Source organism: Pseudomonas sp. RA_15y_Pfl2_54, from assembly GCF_963971015.1.
In the GTDB taxonomy this organism is placed as follows: domain Bacteria; phylum Pseudomonadota; class Gammaproteobacteria; order Pseudomonadales; family Pseudomonadaceae; genus Aquipseudomonas; species Aquipseudomonas baetica_A.
Map to the genome: position 1 here is coordinate 225,951 of NZ_CAXAPN010000001.1, position 18,632 is coordinate 244,582.

An 18,632-nucleotide genomic window follows, 5' to 3' on the forward strand; every position below is an offset into this window, starting at 1 on the left:
TGAAGAGCCTTAAATGACCGACTATAAAGCCACGCTAAACCTTCCGGACACCGCCTTCCCAATGAAGGCCGGCCTGCCACAGCGCGAACCGCAGATCCTGCAGCGCTGGGACAGTATTGGCCTGTACGGAAAGTTGCGCGAGATTGGCAAGGATCGTCCGAAGTTCGTTCTGCACGACGGCCCTCCGTATGCCAACGGCACGATCCACATCGGTCACGCACTGAACAAGATTCTCAAGGACATGATCATCCGCTCGAAAACCCTGTCGGGTTTCGACGCGCCGTACGTTCCGGGCTGGGACTGCCACGGTCTGCCGATCGAGCACAAGGTTGAAGTGACCCACGGCAAGAACCTGGGCGCGGACAAGACCCGCGAGCTGTGCCGTGCCTACGCCACCGAGCAGATCGAAGGGCAGAAGTCCGAGTTCATCCGCCTCGGCGTGCTGGGCGACTTCGCCAACCCGTACAAAACCATGGATTTCAAGAACGAGGCCGGTGAAATACGTGCCCTCGCCGAAATCGTCAAGGGCGGCTTCGTGTTCAAGGGCCTCAAGCCTGTGAACTGGTGCTTCGATTGCGGCTCGGCCCTGGCTGAAGCCGAAGTCGAGTACGAAAACAAGAAGTCCTCGACCATCGACGTTGCCTTCCCGATCGCTGACGAAGCCAAACTGGCTGCCGCGTTTGGTTTGCCGTCGCTGAGCAAACCAGCCTCGATCGTGATCTGGACCACCACCCCGTGGACCATCCCGGCCAACCAGGCGCTGAACGTTCACCCGGAATTCAACTACGCCCTGGTCGATGTCGGCGACAAGCTGCTGGTGCTGGCTGAAGAGCTGGTTGAAGCCTGCCTGGCTCGCTACGGCGTTGAAGGTTCGGTCATCGCCACCACTACCGGCAAAGAGCTGGAGCTGATCAACTTCCGTCACCCGTTCTACGACCGTCTGTCGCCGGTATATCTGGCCGACTACGTCGAACTGGGCGCTGGCACCGGCGTGGTTCACTCCGCTCCGGCCTACGGCGTGGACGACTTCGTGACCTGCAAGAAGTACGGCATGGTCAACGACGACATCCTCAATCCCGTGCAGAGCAACGGTGTGTACGTGCCGTCGCTGGAACTCTTCGGCGGCCAGTTCATCTGGAAGGCCAACCCGGCCATCGTCGAGAAGCTGACCGAAGTCGGTGCGCTGATGCACACCACCGTCATCGAGCACAGCTACATGCACTGCTGGCGCCACAAGACTCCATTGATCTACCGCGCCACCGCGCAGTGGTTCATCGGCATGGACAAAGAGCCGGTCAGCGGCGACACCCTGCGTGTACGCTCGCTCAAAGCCATCGAAGACACCCAGTTCGTCCCGGCCTGGGGCCAGGCGCGTCTGCACTCGATGATCGCCAACCGTCCGGACTGGTGCATCTCCCGTCAGCGCAACTGGGGCGTGCCGATCCCGTTCTTCCTCAACAAGGAAAGCGGCGAGCTGCACCCACGCACCGTTGAACTGATGGAAGAAGTCGCCAAGCGCGTTGAAGTCGAAGGCATCGAAGCCTGGTTCAAGATGGACGCTGCCGAACTGCTTGGCGACGATGCGCCGCTGTACGACAAGATCAGCGACACCCTCGACGTCTGGTTCGATTCGGGTACCACTCACTGGCACGTTCTGCGCGGTTCGCACCCGATGGGGCACGAGACCGGCCCGCGTGCCGACCTGTACCTGGAAGGTTCCGATCAGCACCGTGGCTGGTTCCACTCGTCGCTGCTGACCGGTTGTGCCATCGATAACCACGCGCCGTACCGCGAGTTGCTGACCCACGGCTTCACCGTCGACGAGTCCGGCCGCAAAATGTCCAAGTCTTTGGGCAACGTGATCGCACCGCAGAAAGTCAACGACACCCTGGGCGCCGACATCATGCGTCTGTGGGTCGCTTCGACCGACTACTCCGGCGAGATGGCCGTGTCCGAGCAGATCCTGCAGCGCAGCGCGGACGCCTACCGGCGTATCCGTAACACCGCGCGCTTCCTGCTCTCGAACCTGACCGGTTTCAACCCGGCCACCGACCTGCTGCCGGCCGAAGAGATGCTGGCACTGGATCGCTGGGCGGTGGATCGCACGCTGCTGCTGCAACGCGAGTTGCAAGAGCACTACGGTGAGTACCGTTTCTGGAACGTCTACTCCAAGATCCACAACTTCTGCGTGCAGGAGCTGGGTGGTTTCTACCTCGACATCATCAAGGATCGTCAGTACACCACTGGCGCCAACAGCAAGGCCCGCCGTTCGGCGCAAACCGCGTTGTTCCACATCTCCGAAGCGCTGGTGCGCTGGATCGCACCGATCCTGGCGTTCACCGCCGACGAGCTGTGGCAATACCTGCCGGGCGAGCGTAACGAATCGGTCATGCTCAACACCTGGTACGAAGGTCTGACCGAGCTGCCGGAAGGCTTCGAGCTGGGTCGCGAGTACTGGGATCGCATCATGCAAGTGAAGGTCGCGGTCAACAAAGAAATGGAAATCCAGCGCGCGGCGAAAGCCGTCGGTGGCAACCTGCAAGCCGAAGTGACGCTGTTCGCCGAAGACGCCTTGAGCGCCGATCTGGCCAAGCTGAGCAACGAACTGCGCTTTGTCCTGATCACTTCGACCGCCAGCGTTGCACCGTTTGTCCAGGCTCCGGCCGACGCGGTAGCGACCGAAGTCAGCGGCCTGAAGCTGAAGATCGTCAAATCGGCCTTCGCCAAGTGCGCCCGTTGCTGGCACTGCCGCGAAGACGTTGGCGTAAACCCGGAGCATCCGGAAATCTGCGGTCGCTGCGTTGATAACATCAGCGGCGCCGGCGAGGTTCGTCACTATGCCTAATGCCGTTGGCCGTTTCGGACGGTTGAGCTGGCTCTGGTTGAGTTTGCTGGTTCTGGTCATTGACCAGGCCAGCAAGTTCTACTTCGAAAACAAGCTCGAAATGTTCCAGCAGATCGTGATCATTCCCGATTACTTCAGCTGGACCCTGGCTTACAACACCGGTGCTGCGTTCAGCTTTCTCGCTGACGGTTCCGGCTGGCAGCGCTGGCTGTTCGCCCTGATCGCGATCGTGGTCAGCGCGGTGCTGGTGGTCTGGCTCAAGCGACTGGGGCGCAACGAAACCTGGTTGGCCATCGCTTTGGCGCTGGTGCTGGGTGGTGCGTTGGGCAATCTGTATGACCGCATTGCCCTGGGCCATGTGATCGACTTCATTCTGGTGCACTGGCAGAACCGCTGGTACTTCCCGGCGTTCAACTTCGCCGACAGCGCCATCTCCGTTGGCGCGGTGATGCTGGCACTGGACATGTTCAAAACCAAGAAAACCGGAGAAACCGTTCATGACTGAACAGGTATTGGCTGAGCAACGCATCGGCCAGAACACGGAAGTCACCTTGCACTTTGCATTGCGCCTGGAGAACGGCGACACGGTCGATAGCACCTTCGATAAGGCCCCAGCGACTTTCAAGGTCGGCGACGGCAACCTGCTGCCGGGTTTCGAGGCTGCTTTGTTTGGCTTCAAGGCCGGGGACAAGCGTACGCTGAGCGTCGAGCCGGAGAACGCTTTCGGTCAACCGAATCCGCAGAATGTGCAGATCATCCCACGTTCGCAGTTTGCTGATATGGAGCTGTCGCCGGGTTTGCTGGTGATCTTCAACGATGCGGCCAATACTGAGCTGCCGGGTGTGGTGAAAGAGTTCGACGACGCGCAAGTGACCATCGACTTCAATCACCCGCTGGCGGGCAAGACGCTGGCCTTTGACGTGGAAATCATCAGCGTCAAGGCGTTGTAAAAATGTGGGCGCGGGCTTGCTCGCCAAAGCGGTGTGTCAGGCAACTTATAGGTTGAATGTCAGTCAGCATTCGCGAGCAAGCCCGCTCCCACAGTCGTTATTCACTGTTTTTTCGCGCGCAAGACACGAGGCACAGCATGCAAATCAAACTCGCCAACCCCCGTGGCTTCTGCGCCGGCGTGGACCGGGCGATAGAAATCGTCAACCGCGCCCTGGAGGTCTTCGGGCCGCCGATCTACGTGCGTCATGAAGTAGTGCACAACAAATTCGTCGTTGAGGATTTGCGCAGCCGTGGCGCCATTTTCGTCGAAGAACTGGATCAGGTTCCGGACGATGTCATCGTGATCTTCAGTGCCCACGGTGTTTCGCAAGCCGTGCGTACCGAAGCCGCTGGCCGTGGCCTGAAAGTCTTCGACGCCACCTGCCCGTTGGTCACCAAGGTGCATATCGAAGTCGCCAAATACAGCCGCGACGGTCGCGAATGCATCCTCATCGGCCACGCCGGTCACCCGGAAGTTGAAGGCACCATGGGCCAGTACGATGCCAGCAATGGCGGTGCAATCTACCTCGTCGAAGACGAGAAAGACGTGGCCGAATTGCAGGTACATGACCCGGAAAAACTGGCGTTCGTCACACAGACCACGCTGTCGATGGACGACACCAGCCGCGTTATCGATGCTTTGCGCACGCGTTTCCCGGCCATCGGTGGCCCGCGCAAGGACGACATCTGCTATGCCACGCAAAACCGTCAGGATGCGGTCAAGCAACTGGCCGACGAATGCGACGTGGTCCTGGTGGTCGGCAGCCCGAACAGCTCCAACTCCAACCGCCTGCGTGAACTGGCCGAACGCATGTCCACTCCGGCCTACCTGATCGACGGTGCCGAAGACCTGCAAAAGAGCTGGTTCGATGGCGTCGAGCGCATTGGCATCACCGCCGGTGCTTCCGCACCTGAAGTGCTGGTGCGTGGCGTGATCCAACAGTTGCAGGCCTGGGGCGCTACCGGTGCCGATGAGCTGGCGGGCCGCGAAGAGAACATCACGTTCTCGATGCCTAAAGAGCTGCGCGTACGTTCGATTTAAGCGTATTTGTTTTCTGACACAACGCCTGTTCAGCGTTTTTGCTGCTCAGGCGCACTCGACCGGTCGCCGCCAGCACCACCTGGCGCTGGCTGACCGGCTCGCGAGTCGAACAGATGTGTAATGTCCCAGCCTGAAAGGCTCGACCGGGCATCAGCGGTTGCCCCAGGCTGCTGAAGCGCACATAACGGCTCACCAACCAGTTGCCGACAATCGGCACCTTCGCGTCACTCGCACGCTCCACCAGCAGCGGATTGCTGCTGTCCTCCGGCCCCTTGCCGCTGATATCCAGAATGATCCGCCAGCCCTGACTCCAGTCGCCATTGATGCCATGGATTACCACGCTTTGATTGCGTGTGATCGCCATTGTGCGGGCATTGCGGATGCCGTCGAGCAACGACTGTGCGGCCTGATCCCGATGGTTTGACTCCCTGAGCGTGGCAAACGCCGGACTGACCAGCAGCAGAACAATTGCGCCAATCGCCAGTCCCATAAGCAGTTCAATCAGGCTGAAGCCTCGTTGCGGCATGAAAATTCCCTCCATGGCGTGTGATGTGCGGGGCGATCCGTGCGCCGCACAGGGCAAATCAACCGACACAGGTCGGTTGAATGTTCTAGCGTGTAGAAGCAGGTATAGCTGACGGCAACGGAGGGCAACGATGGATCTTCGTACAAAAGGTTTCACGCTGATCGAGTTGCTGGTTGCGGTCGCGATATTCGTAACCCTGATCACTTTGGCGGTGCCTGCGTTTACCCGTTCGATACAGGGCAGCAGGGCCGATACCGAAATGGGCGACCTGCAACGAGCGATCAATTTCGCACGACTGGAAGCGATTGATCGGGGCGTGACGACGCGGCTGCGGCCGACGGCCGGGGGCAATGCCTGGACCGGCGAACTGTCGGTCTACGACAGTACTGGCACTTCGGCCAATGTGTTGCGGGTTGTTCCAGCCATGAGCAGCGGCGCAACTCTGGCGCTAACCTCTGGGGTGACCGCACTGGACTTCAACAATCTCGGCGGTCTGGCCGCGCCATCGACGGCGGTGGTCTTCAGTTACACCTTGGGAACGCAAAGCAGGACGCTGAATGTGTGTTTGAACGGACGAATTCAATTGGGTGGAAGTTGCGGATGAGGGCAGGGAGTAAAAACGCACAGGAGGGCATGACGCTGATCGAAGTGCTGGTCGCGTTGTTGATTCTTACGGTCGGGCTGTTGGGGGCGGCGGCCGTGCAACTCAATGCCCTGAAGTACACCGACAGCTCGCGCATGACCAGTCAGGCCAGTTTCATTGCCTACGACATGATGGACCGTATCCGCGCCAATTCCGGCGCCGACTACACCGTCACGCCACCGACGTCGGGCAACCTCAGCGTCGCCCGCGATCAGGATCTCTACGATTTCACCACCAACATCGTCGGTTTCGGCGGGCCGACGGCGACCGGTAGCATCACGCTCAACCAGCGGGTTTACACCATCACCATCACCTGGAGTGACGCGCGGGCAGCCAACACGGCCAGCGCTCAACGCAGTTTCGTGCTGACCAGTCGCGCTGCGGTCGATCCGGTGGCCACGCCATGAAGCGTCACAACCGCGGTTTTGGCCTGATCGAGATGCTGGTCGCCCTGGCACTGGGGCTGATTGTGGTGTTGGGCGTGGTTCAGACTTTCATTGCCGCGAAGAATACCTACGTCAGCCAGAACAGTGCCGCTGCCATGCAGGAAGATGCGCGTTTCGTGTTGAGCAAAATGATTCAGGAAATCCGTATGGTCGGGATGTTTGGCTGCCTTGGCACGATCACCGACGCCAGCACGTCAGGGGATTTCAGTGCGGCGCAGATCACGCCGATCAGTTGGGACAACGCGAACCTGAAACTGACGCTGGTCACGGCCGACATCGGCGGCAGCGGCGGCACACCGACCTGGACAGTGCTCTCCGATTGCCGCAACAGCGCAACGGCTTACACCGGTTTGCGAAGCCCGGCGACCGGGCAGATCGCTTTCCCGATTCGCCGTCTGCTCTACAGTTTCAGCAACAATCAGATTCTGATGGGCACCGGCAGCGGCACACCTGCTCAGCAAGTGTTGGTGAATAACGTCAGCGCTTTCAACGTGACTTTCGGTCTGGCCAGTTCAGCCACCGATGTGGCGGCTTCGACTTACAGTACCAACCCCGGTGATCCAGCACGGATCCGCAGCGTGCGCTTGAGCCTGACCCTCAACGACCCGAGCAAACGGGTGGCCGATCAAACCTTCAACGTGGTTGCGGCTGTCCGCAACCGCTTGCAGTGAGGGCTGCTCCTGTGAGGATTTCTTTCCATCAACGTCAGGCGCAACGCGGCATGGTGCTGCTGGTCAGCCTGGTGTTTCTGTTGTTGCTGACGATGATCGGCCTTTCGTCGATGCAAAGCGCCACCCTTCAGGAAAAAATGGCGGGCAGTGTGAGCCTGCGCAATCAATCGTTCCAGACCGCTGAAGCCGCGTTGCGGGTGGGTGAGAGTGCGGTGCAACTCGATACCTATACGCTGGCAGTGTGCAGCGGCACGACACAATGTGCGCCGCCGGCAGAGTCATCGGTGGTCAGTGCGGCCGGGTTCAATTCGACATCGGGCGTGACCTGGATCACCGCCGGTAACGGCTTCTATGGCGTGCAGAACATCGGCACGACGCTGACCGCCGTCAACGTGCCGAGCAACACCTCGGCAACGCTTTATCGGGTGACCGCGGTCGGCATTGCCGGCACTTCGCGCAGTGTGGTGGAGAGTGTCTATGCGAAGTATTAAGCGCTGCGCATCGCTGCTGTTCGGCATGCTGCTGGGTTTCTATTTGGCAACACCGGTCTATGCGTTCACACCATCCGACTCGCCGCTGTTGAGCGCTGCAGCAGTAGCGCCGAATGTGATGCTGCTTATCGACGACTCGGGAAGCATGAACAGCATCATTTATGCGCCGGGATTCGATCCTGCCGTTGACCGCACACCGGCACTACAGTGCAACGGTTTTTTCGGGTTGTGCTTCAGTTCGACGGAGATCAGCGGTAACACAGTATTTTTGTCGAGCCTGTCGACATCCGGGTGCTCCGGCGGAGCGTATGCGTTTTACAACAACAGTCTGACGCCGCTTTGCCTGAAATTGCCGGATCCGGTGGGTGGTGGCAACACGCGATACTCAGCAGACTACATTTCCTACGTGGTCGGCCTGGCCAGCGGCAGTAACCGTGACTTCACCACCGGAGCGATTCCCAACGACTACCGGATCAACGTCGCGCGCAACGTATCGACAGCTCTGGTGACCAGCAATCGTACACTGCGCATTGGCCTGTCGACGTTCAACCCGGTCACCAGCAACAACTCAGGCAATGGCGGTTACATCGCCCGCACCATCAGCGATCTGTCACCGGTGACCGGCAGCGTTACCCAGGCCCAGGCCGACAGCAACTACAACGCTCTGATCTCCTCGATCAACGGACTGAGCGCTGTGGCGAACACGCCGCTGGCGGAAACCTATTACGAAGTCACCCGCTACATGCGCGGTATGACGCCGTACTACAACAATTCGCCGAGCACCTACACCAGCCCGATCCACTATCGCTGCCAGAAAAATTACGGTGTGGTGATCACTGACGGGTTGCCGACATTCGACCGTACCTTCCCGACCAACGATCCGTTAGGCGGCAGCCGTTTACCGAACTGGGATGGCGTCAACAATGACGGCAATAACCTCAATGGCGACGATGAGGGCGACACACTCTATCTGGATGACATCGCCAAATTCGCTTTTGACATCGACATGCGTTCAACCGGTACGGACGCGGCGGGCAAGAGCTGGAATGCAGTGGATTTTCCCAAACAGAACATGAACACCTACACCGTGGGGTTCACCGCTGACAACGAGATGCTCTCCGATGCGGCCAGTTACGGACAGGGCAAGTACTATCAAGCGACCGACAGCACTGGGCTGAACGCGGCATTGTCGTCGGCGCTCAGCGATATTACGTCCAAGGCCGGCTCCGGCGGCAGCGGTGTCACCAGCGGCACTACACTCGCCAGCGGCACCAGCTATTTCCAGACCAGCTACGACCCCAAGGACTGGCGCGGCACGATCAAGTCCTTTGGCTTCACAGCGGCCGGGACGGTGAACACGTCGGCGACACTCTGGACCACTGACACGACCATCGTGCCGGGGGCTACGGCGCCGATTTACCAATCCTGGAACACATCCAGCAATGCCGCTGTAACGCTGTTCTACGGTAACTTTTCCGCCACACAACAGACGACACTCAGTCAGGGCCTGCCCACCGGCATGACGGGTAACGATCTGGTGGAATGGAGCAAAGGGACCAACAAGGCCGGGTTCAAGGTTCGCAGTGTGTTGTTGGGCGACATCATCAACTCGCCACTGGTGCTGGCGTCGCCAACAGATAAAACCGCCTCAGACCTGTCCGGCGACACCACTTACAGCGCCTACCTGACCACCAAAGCGGCGAACATGAACGCCAGCCTTGTGGTGAATGCCAACGACGGTTTCGTCAACGTCATCAACTCGGCCAACGGCACTCGGCGCTACGCCTACATGCCGTCCAGTGTGTTGCCGTCGCTGCGCTTTATTGCCGATCCGACTTACATCAACGGTGTCAGCCACAAGTTTCTGGTCGACGGTCAGGTCGGCGTGTATGACGCCCAACTCAACAGCGCCTGGAAAACCCTGGCCATCGGTGGCACCGGTGCCGCTGGCAAGACGTTCTATGCGCTGCAACTGTTTGACGCGTCTGCGGGCAACGTTTTACGCGCTCTGTGGGAAGTCAGCGCACCGGCCACCGCCAGCACCGCCAACGCTTTTAATGATCTGGGTTACGCCTATGCCCGACCGGAAGTGGCACGCTTGGCCGATGGGCGCTGGGCGGCGTTCATTGCCAACGGTTATGGCAGCAACTCCGGGGTGGCCGCCTTGTATGTACTGGATGTGCGTGATGGATCGTTGATCAGGAAAATCGTGATCGACAGTACAGAAACCACTAACGGTCTGTCCTCGGTGAAACTCAAGGTCAACTCGTCCAATGTGGTGCAGGCTGCCTATGGCGGCGACTTGAAAGGGCGATTGTGGAAGTTCGATTTGAGCGCGATGTCGACCAGCAGTTGGGGTGTAGCATTTTCCGGCAAACCGTTGTTCACCACGGCAGGTGGATCGACTCAGCCGATTACCGCGCAACCGTTGCTGGCAGACAACGCGCTGGGCGGCAAACAGATTTTCGTCGGTACCGGTAAATTCAACGAAACGGCAGATAAGACCAACAAGGATTTGCAGGCGTTCTACTCGGTGTGGGATGCCGATGGTGGCTCGGGGCAACTCACTGTCAGTAGTTTGCGGGCGCAGGCCGTCACGGGCGTATTCTCCGGCAGTTCCGGGCAATTCATTACCACCACCCAGAACGACACGACTTATCCGGGGGAGAAAGGCTGGTATCTGCCATTGGTGTATAACAACGCGCTGACCGGTGAGCGGGTGATCAATCAGGCCAGCCTGGTGCTCGGTCGGATCATCTTCACCACGGCGAGCGTCGATACCTCCGATCCCTGTGCCAGTTTCGGCACTGGCAAACTGGTCGAACTCGATGCGTTCAGCGGTAAGATGCTTAACTACGCGGTGCTCGATACCAACGCCGATGGTGTGGTCGACAGCAACGACACGATTTCCAGTGGCGTTGTGTTTACCGGCGGTATCCCGACCCTGAATGCCATCGTCAACGGTGCAACGCGCAAGATCGTGAGTGACTCCAGTGGTGGCGTGACTACCCTGGTGGAAAAATCCGGCGGCGGCAGCCGTCGTATCATGTGGCGACAAATACAGTAAGTGAGAGTTTGAGGCATGCGCAGATTCAACCGAGGTTTTACCCTGATCGAAATCATGATCGTGATTGCGATCATCGGGATCGTCATCACCATCGGCTATCCAAGCCTCACCGAGTACGTGAAAAAGGGCCGCCGTGCCGAGGTGGTATCGCTGTTGTCGGAGCAGGCGCAGACCCTCGAGCGTTTCTACACCAAGAACAATGTCTACACCGGCATTACCGGGCTCAGCACAGGCAACGATTTCTACACCGTCACGCCGACCATTGCTGACCAGACCTTCCTGCTGACCGCCACCCGTAAAACGGGCACGGCCATGGCCACCGACAAGTGCGGGGACTTCACCCTCACCAACACCGGTGTCAGAAGCATGAACAACGCGACTACCGGGCTGACCACCAAGGATTGCTGGGGCCGCTGAAGCGCTTTTCTCAGGGTGCCTTTTGCGCCCACTGTCTTTTTTACGGTTGGATCAAACATGACCAGGCAACAGCAAGTGGTGATTGTCGGTGGCGGGGTAATTGGCCTGCTAACCGCCTACAATCTCGCCTCCGAAGTGCGCAGCGTGGTGCTGCTGGATCGCTCGAACGTCGGCCAGGAATCGTCCTGGGCTGGCGGCGGCATTGTTTCTCCGCTGTATCCGTGGCGCTACAGCCCGGCCGTTACCGCGCTGGCGCATTGGTCGCAGGATTTTTATCCACAGCTGGGCGAGCGCTTGTTCGCCGATACCGGGGTTGATCCCCAGGTGCATACTACGGGCTTGTACTGGCTGGATCTCGATGACGAGGCCGAAGCGCTGGCGTGGGCCAAACGGGAAAACCGTCCGCTGCAGGCTGTGGATATCTCGGCTGCCCACGAAGCGGTGCCGGTGCTCGGTGAAGGTTTCTCACGGGCGATCTACATGGCTGATGTAGCCAATGTCAGGAACCCACGGCTGGTCAAGTCGCTGAAAGCGGCGCTGCTGGCGCTGCCAAACGTGACCATTCACGAACAATGTGAAGTCAGCGGATTTGTTCGCGAGGGTGAGCGCGTCGTGGGTGTCGAGACATCCAATGGGCTGATCGCGGGCGATCAAGTGGTTCTGACGGCGGGCGCATGGAGCGGTGATTTGCTCAAGACGCTGGACCTGACGCTGCCGGTCGAGCCGGTCAAAGGCCAGATGATTCTGTACAAGTGCGCAGCGGATTTTCTGCCAAGCATGGTGCTGGCCAAAGGGCGCTATGCGATTCCGCGCCGCGACGGGCATATCCTGATCGGCAGTACGCTGGAGCACGAGGGCTACGACAAGACACCGACCGACGTGGCGCTCGAAAGCCTCAAGGCTTCGGCGGTTGAGTTGTTGCCGGCGCTGGCGGATGCCGAAGTGGTCGGGCATTGGGCAGGGTTGCGTCCGGGATCGCCGGAAGGTATTCCCTATATTGGCCGGGTGCCGGGGTTTGATCGGTTGTGGCTCAACTGCGGTCATTACCGCAACGGACTGGTGCTGGCACCGGCGTCGTGCCAGTTGTTTGCCGATGTAATGCTGGGACGGACGCCGATTATTGATCCGGCGCCGTATGCACCTGAAGGCCGTATCTAGTCAGGTATTCGTTGGCGTTTGCGTTACCGCTTTCGCGAGCAAGCCCGCTCCCACAGGGGGCTTGCTGTCCACACTATTCATGTACACCCTCTAAACCTGTGGAAGCGAGCCTGCTCGCGAAGGGGCCTCAATCCAGACCGAGCTTCTTCAGGCGATAGCGCATCGAACGAAACGACAGACTCAAGCGCTGCGCCGCCGCCGTGCGGTTCCAGCGGGTTTCCTCCAGCGCCTGCAAAATCAGTTTGCGCTCGACGTTCTCCAGATAATCCTCAAGATTGTCGATCTGCGTGAGGTCGGCAAGGCCGCTCTCGGCCGCGCAATTCCCTTCGCTCAGTCGCAAGTCCCCCACCTCGATCACTCGGTTTTCGCACAATGTGTGCGCGCGTTCGAGGACGTTTTCCAGTTCCCTGACATTCCCCGGAAACCGGTAACTTTTTAGTGCTTCCAAGGCCTGTGGGTGCAAGCGTGCCGCCGGTTGGCCGCTGCCGCTGGCCAGGCGCTTGAGCATATGACTGGCCAGCACTTCAATGTCATCGCGTCGTTCGCGCAGGGACGGTACGCGCAGTTCAATCACGTTTAGCCGGTAATAGAGATCCTGACGAAAACGCTCGGCCGTAACCTGCGCCTCCAGATCTTTGTGTGTGGCGCAAAGAACCCGCACGTCGACCACGCTTTCCTGCTGGCCGCCAACACTGCGCACGGCTTTTTCCTGAATCGCCCGCAGCAGTTTTACCTGCATCGACAGAGGCAAGTCCGCCACTTCATCAAGGAACAACGTGCCGCGATTCGCAGCTTGAAACAACCCGGGTTTGTCCTCGACGGCGCCGGTAAAGCTGCCTCTGCGATGACCGAAGAATTCGCTTTCCATCAGCTCCGAAGGAATCGCCCCACAGTTCACCGGCACGAATGGCTGACTGGCGCGTGGTCCTTGTTCGTGAATCAGTCTTGCGACCAATTCCTTGCCGCTACCGGACTCGCCACTGATGTACACCGGCGCCTGGCTGCGGGCGAGTTTGTCGATCTGTTTGCGCAAGTTGCGCATCGGTGGCGATTCGCCCAGCAAGCGTCGATCAATCGATGTTCCGAGTCCGCCAGAGGCAGGCATGCGCAGGGCCGTGCCGACCAGTTCGCGCAGGCGAGTGAGATCGACAGGTTTGGTGAGAAAGTCGAACGCGCCGGCTTTGAGGGCGTTGATCGCCGTTTCCAGGCTGCCGTAGGCGGTAATCATCGCCACCGGCAGTTGCGGGTAACGTTGCTGGATGTGCTGCACCAGTTCCAGCCCCGTACCGTCGGGCAAGCGCATATCGGTCAGGCACAGGTCGAACGACTCGCTGTGTAACAGCGTCCGGGCTTCGCTGAAGTTGCGTGCGCTGAGGGTGTCGAGTTTCATCCGTCCCAAGGTGATTTCCAGGAGTTCGCGGATATCCGGTTCGTCGTCGACGATCAGGATTTTTTGCCGTGGGCTCGTGTTCAACTTTGTTTCCGTCCGTGAGCAAAGGTGATGCGAAAGCAGCCGCCGCCTTGGCGTGGTTTGAAGTCTAGGCGCGCTTGGTTGCTTTCGCACAGCTCACGGGACAGATAAAGCCCAAGGCCGGTGCCTTGGCTGCTGGTGGTGAAGAAGGGTTCGAACAGGTGCGCCTGTTCATCGGGCGGCACGCCGGGGCCGTTGTCCTGCACTTCGAGTGTCGCCAACTGGCTATCGGCGTCGATGAACAGTGCCAGCCAGACCTCGGCCTGATCATGCAGCAAGGCGCTATGACGCCAACCGTTGCGTAACAGATTGTCGAGAATTTGCGTGAGTTGGTTGGGGTCCATCAGGGTGGTGAAGTCACCCGAGTTGATTCGCAGATGAATCTGCTGGCGCTCGGTGGCCTGTTCGCGGCTTTCGGCGACGAAGTTTTCCAGCCACGGCTTGAGTTCCAGCCGTTGGGGGGCGCTTTGCTGGCGGCGGGACAGTTGCAGGACGTTTTCGATGACTCGGTTCATGCGCTGGGAGTGATCTTGAATAATCTGCGTCAGACGCCGATCCGCGCTGTCGAGTTCCTCGGATTCACCCAATAGCTGCGCGGCATGACTGATGGCGCCCAGCGGATTGCGAATCTCGTGGGAGATGCCGGCAGTCAAGCGCCCGAGGGCGGCGAGTTTGAGTTGCTGGGCCTGTTGGGCGATCTGCGCCAGATCCTCGAGGAACACCAGGGTTTGCTGGTTCGGACTTTGCTCGAGTGCAATGAAGTTCGGTTGCAACTCCAGACCGTTGCCGGGAATTTTCAGACTCTGCGGGCGCAGGGTCGGGTTATTCATCCACAGTTGCAGGCGATCGACCAGCGCCGGCGAGTAGTCGTCGATCAAATGGCCTTGAAGACGGGCTTGCGCGAGCAACGTCTGGGCGCTGTGGTTGGCCAGTTGTACCCGCCGTTGCTCGTCGAGCACCAGAATCCCGGTGCGCATGCGTTGCAGGATCAACGCGTTGAGGGCTTCCAGGCCTACCACTTCGCTGGCGCGCTGTTCGGCCAGTGTTTCGCTGACTTCCAAGCGCCGGGCCAGTCCTTGCACCAACAGAGACGCGGCAAAACACAGGGCGCCGAGAGTGCCGGCCTGCAGGTATTCGTTGGCGCTCAGGGGATGGCTGAAATTCAGCACAAAACTCAGGCCGACAATACCGAGAGCCCCAATGGCGGCGATCAGCAGACCGATGCGTCGTCGTAGCAAGGTATTGCTGATGGCCACCGAGACAATCAGCAAATTTCCCAGGGCGCTGGCAACGCCACCTGCTGCATAGAACAGGCCGCACAGCAGTAATACGTCGACCAGCGCGAGACTGAACAGTTGCGCGGGGCGGCGGATGTTTTCCAGAAACACCACGAGCAGAATGTTGAGGATCAGGTACAGCCAACTGCCACCGCGCAGCAGATCGTCGTTGGCCGACGTCAGCAGACGGTTGTCCATGTTGCTGGAGATCAACAGCACCAACGTGATGCCGACACTTAAACGGTAGAGATGATAGAGGCGCAGCAGACGCTGAGCCTGTTTGCTGTTGGCGTTGGCGGCCTCAGCGATCACTGGGGCCTGGGCCTTGCTCAAGGTGAGCCTGGCTGCAATACCACTGTTGTTGAACGCTCAGCGCGCGGTCGCGGGGCAGGTGCACGCCACAATGGGCGCAACGCACCATTGGTGCGGCATCCTGTTCGCGAGGCGAGCGTGGAGATTGTGTGGACGAGGCGGATGCCTTGAATTTGCGCCACAGCCATACCGCAGCAAATATCAGGACGATCCAGAACAATAAACGAAACATGATGAGCGGCTTTCCGACTGATGATCCGGCAGTTTAGCCAAGGACCTGACAAGCGCACAGCCTATTAAAGCGCGGTAATGAAAAAGGGAGATCCGAAGATCTCCCTTTTTGTCCATCCGGTGTGATCAGTCGAACACGCCGAAAGTCATGTAGCTGAACCACGAACGGTCGCTGTTGCTCGACTCAGGTTCCGGCTCTTCAATCACGTCGCCGTTTTCGTCTTTAGGCTTGAGCTCGTTCGGGATCGCGTCTTTGGCGTCCTGGAACTGCTTCTGTACGTCCTGGTTGGCGCGGGTCTCGCCTGGCGGCAGCGGTGGACGCGACTCGATCAGACCGAGGGTCGCCTTGCTCAGGAACGAACGGTTGTCGGCTTCGGCGACCGATGGCACGAACTGACCGTCTTGCAGGCTCGGGTGGTTCGGGTAGTTGAGCTTCAGGGTTTCCAGGCTGGTGGCCGCCAGTTCGTCCAGGTGCAGACGCTGATAGGCTTCGGTCATCACCGCCAGGCCGTCACCGACCGATGGGGTTTCCTGGAAGTTCTCCACGACATAACGGCCACGGTTGGCCGCAGCAACGTAGGCCTGACGGGTCAGGTAGTAGTCGGCGACGTGGATTTCGTAGGCCGCCAGCAGGTTGCGCAGGTAAATCATGCGCTGCTTGGCGTCCGGCGCGTAGCGGCTGTTCGGGTAGCGGCTGGTGAGCTGGGCGAACTCGTTGTAGGAGTCGCGGGCAGCGCCCGGGTCACGCTTGGTCATGTCCAGCGGCAGGAAGCGCGCCAGCAGGCCGACGTCCTGGTCGAAAGACGTCAGACCTTTCAGGTAGTAGGCGTAATCCACGTTCGGGTGCTGCGGATGCAAACGAATGAAACGCTCGGCAGCGGACTTTGCAGCTTCCGGCTCGGCGTTTTTATAGTTGGCGTAGATCAGCTCCAGCTGTGCCTGATCGGCGTAGCGACCGAACGGATACCGCGACTCCAGAGCCTTCAGCTTGGCTGTGGCGCTGGTGTAGCTGTTGTTGTCCAGGTCAGTCTGAGCCTGCTGATACAGCTCGGCTTCGCTGAGGTTTTCGTCTACGACTTCCTTCGATGAGCAAGCAGCGGTCAATGCGAGGATGGCGATCAGCAGCAGGTGTTTCACTTGCATGGCGGCTTGCGTCCCTATGACGGCCGCTGTCTTGGGCGGGGCCGTCCTGTTATGATGAGCGCCCCGTTGAAAAGCCTCGGGGCAAAAGACGCCGTATTTAACCACAAGCGCGCAGCCGAAACCAAAGGCTGTGCCGACGCCCAGTCAGAGCATGTCCGATAAAATTGAACTTCGCGCAGAGGTGCCGTCCGATTTGGGCGGCCAACGCCTCGATCAAGTCGCCGCCCAACTCTTCGCTGAGCACTCACGCTCGCGCCTATCCGCCTGGATCAAAGAAGGTCGCCTGACTGTGGACGGGGCGGTCATCCGCCCTCGCGACATCGTGCATGGCGGTGCCATCCTTGAGCTGACTGCCGAGCAGGAAGCCCAGGGCGAGTGGATCGCTCAGGACATCGAACTCGACATCGTCTATGAAGACGACGACATTCTGGTGATCAACAAGCCTGCGGGCCTGGTGGTGCACCCGGCTGCCGGTCACGCCGACGGCACTTTGCTCAACGCTTTGCTGCACCACGTGCCGGACATCATCAATGTCCCGCGCGCCGGTATCGTGCATCGTCTGGACAAGGACACCACCGGTTTGATGGTGGTGGCCAAGACCATTCAGGCGCAGACAAAGCTTGTTGCACAATTGCAGAGCCGCAGCGTTAGCCGCATCTACGAGTGCATCGTGATTGGCGTGGTGACCGCCGGTGGCAAGATCAACGCCCCGATCGGCCGTCACGGCCAGCAGCGCCAGCGCATGGCGGTGATGGAAGGCGGCAAGCCTGCCGTCAGCCACTACCGCGTGCTGGAGCGTTTCCGTTCCCACACCCACGTTCGGGTGAAACTGGAAACCGGCCGTACCCACCAGATCCGCGTGCACATGTCGCACATCAACTTCCCGTTGGTCGGCGACCCGGCGTACGGCGGTCGTTTCCGCATTCCGCCAGCCGCAAACCCGACCATGGTCGAGTCGCTCAAGCACTTCCCGCGTCAGGCCCTGCATGCGCGCTTCCTTGAACTGGATCATCCGACGAGCGGTGAGCGCATGAGCTGGGAATCGCCGCTGCCGGAAGACTTCGTCTGGTTGCTGACCCTGCTCAAGCAGGATCGCGAGGCTTTCGTCGGATGAACTGGCTGACGCCGGACTGGCCTGCGCCGGCCAGCGTCAGGGCCTGTGTCACCACCCGCGAGGGTGGTGTCAGCGAGGCACCGTTCGACAGCCTCAATCTGGGCGATCATGTTGATGATCGCCCGGAGGCTGTTGCCGAAAATCGTCGGCGTCTGACTGATCACTTCTCTATAAAGCCTGCCTGGTTGCAGCAAGTTCACGGCATTTGCGTGGCGCATGCTGATCCGGGCGTGGTTGCAACGGCTGATGCCAGTTGGTCGGCAACCCCCGGTATTGCCTGCACGGCAATGACGGCCGATTGTTTGCCGGCGCTTTTCTGTGATCGCGCCGGCACCCGCGTTGCAGCGGCCCATGCCGGTTGGCGTGGTCTGGCGGCCGGTGTGCTCGAAGCCACGCTGGATACGCTCGATGTCCCGGCACAAGAGGTGCTGGTCTGGCTCGGTCCGGCCATCGGCCCGCAAGCGTTTGAAGTTGGCCCGGAAGTGCGGGAGGTCTTTATCGATCAACTGCCCGAAGCGGCGACAGCCTTTGTCCCGAGCCACAATGCGGGCAAGTTCATGGCTGACATCTATAAGCTGGCCCGCCTGCGTCTTGCAGTTCGTGGTGTCACTGCGGTTTACGGCGGCGATTTCTGCACCGTGACCGATCCGCGTTTCTTTTCTTACCGCCGTGCGTCGCGCACGGGTCGCTTTGCCTCCCTGGTTTGGCTCACCCGCTAGACTTGCCTGACCTGCATCAACTCTCCGCCGCTTGAATCTCGCAGAATCGACCGCATCTACAGTGGTATC

General features: G+C 59.7%; 18 protein-coding genes. 13 read left to right on the top strand and 5 right to left on the bottom strand.

The features are described from left to right. The first annotated feature begins 13 nt into the window (after positions 1 to 13). The 4 genes from ileS (at position 14) to ispH (ending at position 4,877) form a co-directional block, all read left to right on the top strand. Positions 14 to 2,845, top strand: a complete 2,832-nt coding sequence (gene ileS, locus AACY50_RS01125) for an isoleucine--tRNA ligase (RefSeq protein ID WP_339466270.1) — start codon at positions 14 to 16, stop codon at positions 2,843 to 2,845. Further along, entirely contained in the window at positions 2,838 to 3,350 is a 513-nt protein-coding gene (gene lspA, locus AACY50_RS01130; protein WP_221730098.1) for a signal peptidase II, read from the top strand. The genes ileS and lspA overlap by 8 nt, the downstream gene beginning before the upstream one ends. 7 nt (positions 3,351 to 3,357) lie before the next feature. Next, positions 3,358 to 3,795 (top strand): FKBP-type peptidyl-prolyl cis-trans isomerase, encoded by a 438-nt coding sequence (gene fkpB, locus AACY50_RS01135; RefSeq protein ID WP_339432818.1) that lies wholly within the window; start codon positions 3,358 to 3,360, stop codon positions 3,793 to 3,795. Between the two features lie 137 nt (positions 3,796 to 3,932). Beyond that, on the top strand, positions 3,933 to 4,877 hold the full coding sequence (gene ispH, locus AACY50_RS01140; protein ID WP_221730097.1) for a 4-hydroxy-3-methylbut-2-enyl diphosphate reductase: 945 nt from the start codon (positions 3,933 to 3,935) through the stop codon (positions 4,875 to 4,877). Here ispH and AACY50_RS01145 read toward each other — a convergent pair. Then, positions 4,849 to 5,403, bottom strand: a complete 555-nt coding sequence (locus AACY50_RS01145) for a GspH/FimT family pseudopilin (RefSeq protein ID WP_339466271.1) — start codon at positions 5,401 to 5,403, stop codon at positions 4,849 to 4,851. The genes ispH and AACY50_RS01145 overlap by 29 nt on opposite strands. Before the next feature lie 130 nt (positions 5,404 to 5,533). Between AACY50_RS01145 and AACY50_RS01150 the strand changes: the two genes are divergently transcribed. From AACY50_RS01150 to thiO, 7 genes are read left to right on the top strand one after another with little or no spacing between them, the layout of a single operon-like run. Continuing rightward, a complete protein-coding gene (locus AACY50_RS01150; protein ID WP_221730095.1) occupies positions 5,534 to 6,007 on the top strand; it encodes a GspH/FimT family pseudopilin in 474 nt (157 codons plus the stop codon). Beyond that, entirely contained in the window at positions 6,004 to 6,453 is a 450-nt protein-coding gene (gene pilV, locus AACY50_RS01155) for a type IV pilus modification protein PilV (RefSeq protein WP_339432771.1), read from the top strand. The genes AACY50_RS01150 and pilV overlap by 4 nt, the downstream gene beginning before the upstream one ends. Further along, positions 6,450 to 7,163, top strand: a complete 714-nt coding sequence (locus AACY50_RS01160; RefSeq protein ID WP_221730093.1) for a PilW family protein — start codon at positions 6,450 to 6,452, stop codon at positions 7,161 to 7,163. Before pilV ends, AACY50_RS01160 begins: the two co-directional genes overlap by 4 nt. A gap of 50 nt (positions 7,164 to 7,213) precedes the next feature. Continuing rightward, a complete protein-coding gene (locus AACY50_RS01165) occupies positions 7,214 to 7,654 on the top strand; it encodes a pilus assembly PilX family protein (RefSeq protein WP_339432819.1) in 441 nt (146 codons plus the stop codon). Beyond that, positions 7,641 to 10,721: a pilus assembly protein gene (locus tag AACY50_RS01170; protein WP_339538054.1), complete on the top strand. Its 3,081-nt coding sequence runs from the start codon at positions 7,641 to 7,643 to the stop codon at positions 10,719 to 10,721. Before AACY50_RS01165 ends, AACY50_RS01170 begins: the two co-directional genes overlap by 14 nt. Positions 10,722 to 10,736: 15 nt before the next feature. Next, entirely contained in the window at positions 10,737 to 11,138 is a 402-nt protein-coding gene (locus AACY50_RS01175) for a type IV pilin protein (RefSeq protein WP_221730090.1), read from the top strand. Positions 11,139 to 11,195: 57 nt separating this feature from the next. Continuing rightward, on the top strand, positions 11,196 to 12,296 hold the full coding sequence (thiO, locus tag AACY50_RS01180) for a glycine oxidase ThiO (RefSeq protein ID WP_339432773.1): 1,101 nt from the start codon (positions 11,196 to 11,198) through the stop codon (positions 12,294 to 12,296). Between the two features lie 127 nt (positions 12,297 to 12,423). On the opposite strand, the gene AACY50_RS01185 is transcribed toward thiO, so the two are convergent. The 4 genes from AACY50_RS01185 to AACY50_RS01200 all read right to left on the bottom strand — a co-directional run bounded on the left by AACY50_RS01185 (position 12,424) and on the right by AACY50_RS01200 (position 16,730). Further along, positions 12,424 to 13,770: a sigma-54-dependent transcriptional regulator gene (locus AACY50_RS01185; RefSeq protein ID WP_339466273.1), complete on the bottom strand. Its 1,347-nt coding sequence runs from the start codon at positions 13,768 to 13,770 to the stop codon at positions 12,424 to 12,426. Beyond that, positions 13,767 to 15,356, bottom strand: coding sequence for a sensor histidine kinase (locus tag AACY50_RS01190; protein ID WP_339466289.1), 1,590 nt, complete (start codon positions 15,354 to 15,356; stop codon positions 13,767 to 13,769). Before AACY50_RS01190 ends, AACY50_RS01185 begins: the two co-directional genes overlap by 4 nt. Continuing rightward, on the bottom strand, positions 15,346 to 15,588 hold the full coding sequence (locus AACY50_RS01195; RefSeq protein WP_339432775.1) for a PP0621 family protein: 243 nt from the start codon (positions 15,586 to 15,588) through the stop codon (positions 15,346 to 15,348). Before AACY50_RS01195 ends, AACY50_RS01190 begins: the two co-directional genes overlap by 11 nt. Positions 15,589 to 15,713: 125 nt before the next feature. Beyond that, the gene (locus AACY50_RS01200; RefSeq protein WP_339432776.1) at positions 15,714 to 16,730 is read right to left on the bottom strand and encodes an outer membrane protein assembly factor BamD; all 1,017 of its coding nucleotides are present in this window, start codon (positions 16,728 to 16,730) and stop codon (positions 15,714 to 15,716) included. 151 nt (positions 16,731 to 16,881) lie between these two features. Here AACY50_RS01200 and rluD point away from each other — a divergent pair, with 151 nt between their 5' ends. After that, complete coding sequence (gene rluD / locus AACY50_RS01205; RefSeq protein WP_003228314.1) at positions 16,882 to 17,844, top strand: 23S rRNA pseudouridine(1911/1915/1917) synthase RluD; 963 nt, start codon at positions 16,882 to 16,884, stop codon at positions 17,842 to 17,844. Further along, complete coding sequence (gene pgeF / locus AACY50_RS01210; protein WP_339432777.1) at positions 17,841 to 18,563, top strand: peptidoglycan editing factor PgeF; 723 nt, start codon at positions 17,841 to 17,843, stop codon at positions 18,561 to 18,563. Before rluD ends, pgeF begins: the two co-directional genes overlap by 4 nt. Positions 18,564 to 18,632: the final 69 nt, after the last annotated feature.

Coding starts and splice junctions, on each gene's coding strand:
- pgeF (WP_339432777.1), top strand. CDS start 17,841: ATGAACTGGCTGACGCCGGACTGGCCTGCGCCGGCCAGCGTCAGGGCC.
- rluD (WP_003228314.1), top strand. CDS start 16,882: ATGTCCGATAAAATTGAACTTCGCGCAGAGGTGCCGTCCGATTTGGGC.
- AACY50_RS01200 (WP_339432776.1), bottom strand. CDS start 16,730: ATGCAAGTGAAACACCTGCTGCTGATCGCCATCCTCGCATTGACCGCT.
- AACY50_RS01145 (WP_339466271.1), bottom strand. CDS start 5,403: ATGCCGCAACGAGGCTTCAGCCTGATTGAACTGCTTATGGGACTGGCG.
- pilV (WP_339432771.1), top strand. CDS start 6,004: ATGAGGGCAGGGAGTAAAAACGCACAGGAGGGCATGACGCTGATCGAA.
- ileS (WP_339466270.1), top strand. CDS start 14: ATGACCGACTATAAAGCCACGCTAAACCTTCCGGACACCGCCTTCCCA.
- AACY50_RS01150 (WP_221730095.1), top strand. CDS start 5,534: ATGGATCTTCGTACAAAAGGTTTCACGCTGATCGAGTTGCTGGTTGCG.
- AACY50_RS01170 (WP_339538054.1), top strand. CDS start 7,641: ATGCGAAGTATTAAGCGCTGCGCATCGCTGCTGTTCGGCATGCTGCTG.
- AACY50_RS01160 (WP_221730093.1), top strand. CDS start 6,450: ATGAAGCGTCACAACCGCGGTTTTGGCCTGATCGAGATGCTGGTCGCC.
- AACY50_RS01175 (WP_221730090.1), top strand. CDS start 10,737: ATGCGCAGATTCAACCGAGGTTTTACCCTGATCGAAATCATGATCGTG.
- ispH (WP_221730097.1), top strand. CDS start 3,933: ATGCAAATCAAACTCGCCAACCCCCGTGGCTTCTGCGCCGGCGTGGAC.
- AACY50_RS01165 (WP_339432819.1), top strand. CDS start 7,214: ATGGTGCTGCTGGTCAGCCTGGTGTTTCTGTTGTTGCTGACGATGATC.
- thiO (WP_339432773.1), top strand. CDS start 11,196: ATGACCAGGCAACAGCAAGTGGTGATTGTCGGTGGCGGGGTAATTGGC.
- lspA (WP_221730098.1), top strand. CDS start 2,838: ATGCCTAATGCCGTTGGCCGTTTCGGACGGTTGAGCTGGCTCTGGTTG.
- AACY50_RS01195 (WP_339432775.1), bottom strand. CDS start 15,588: ATGTTTCGTTTATTGTTCTGGATCGTCCTGATATTTGCTGCGGTATGG.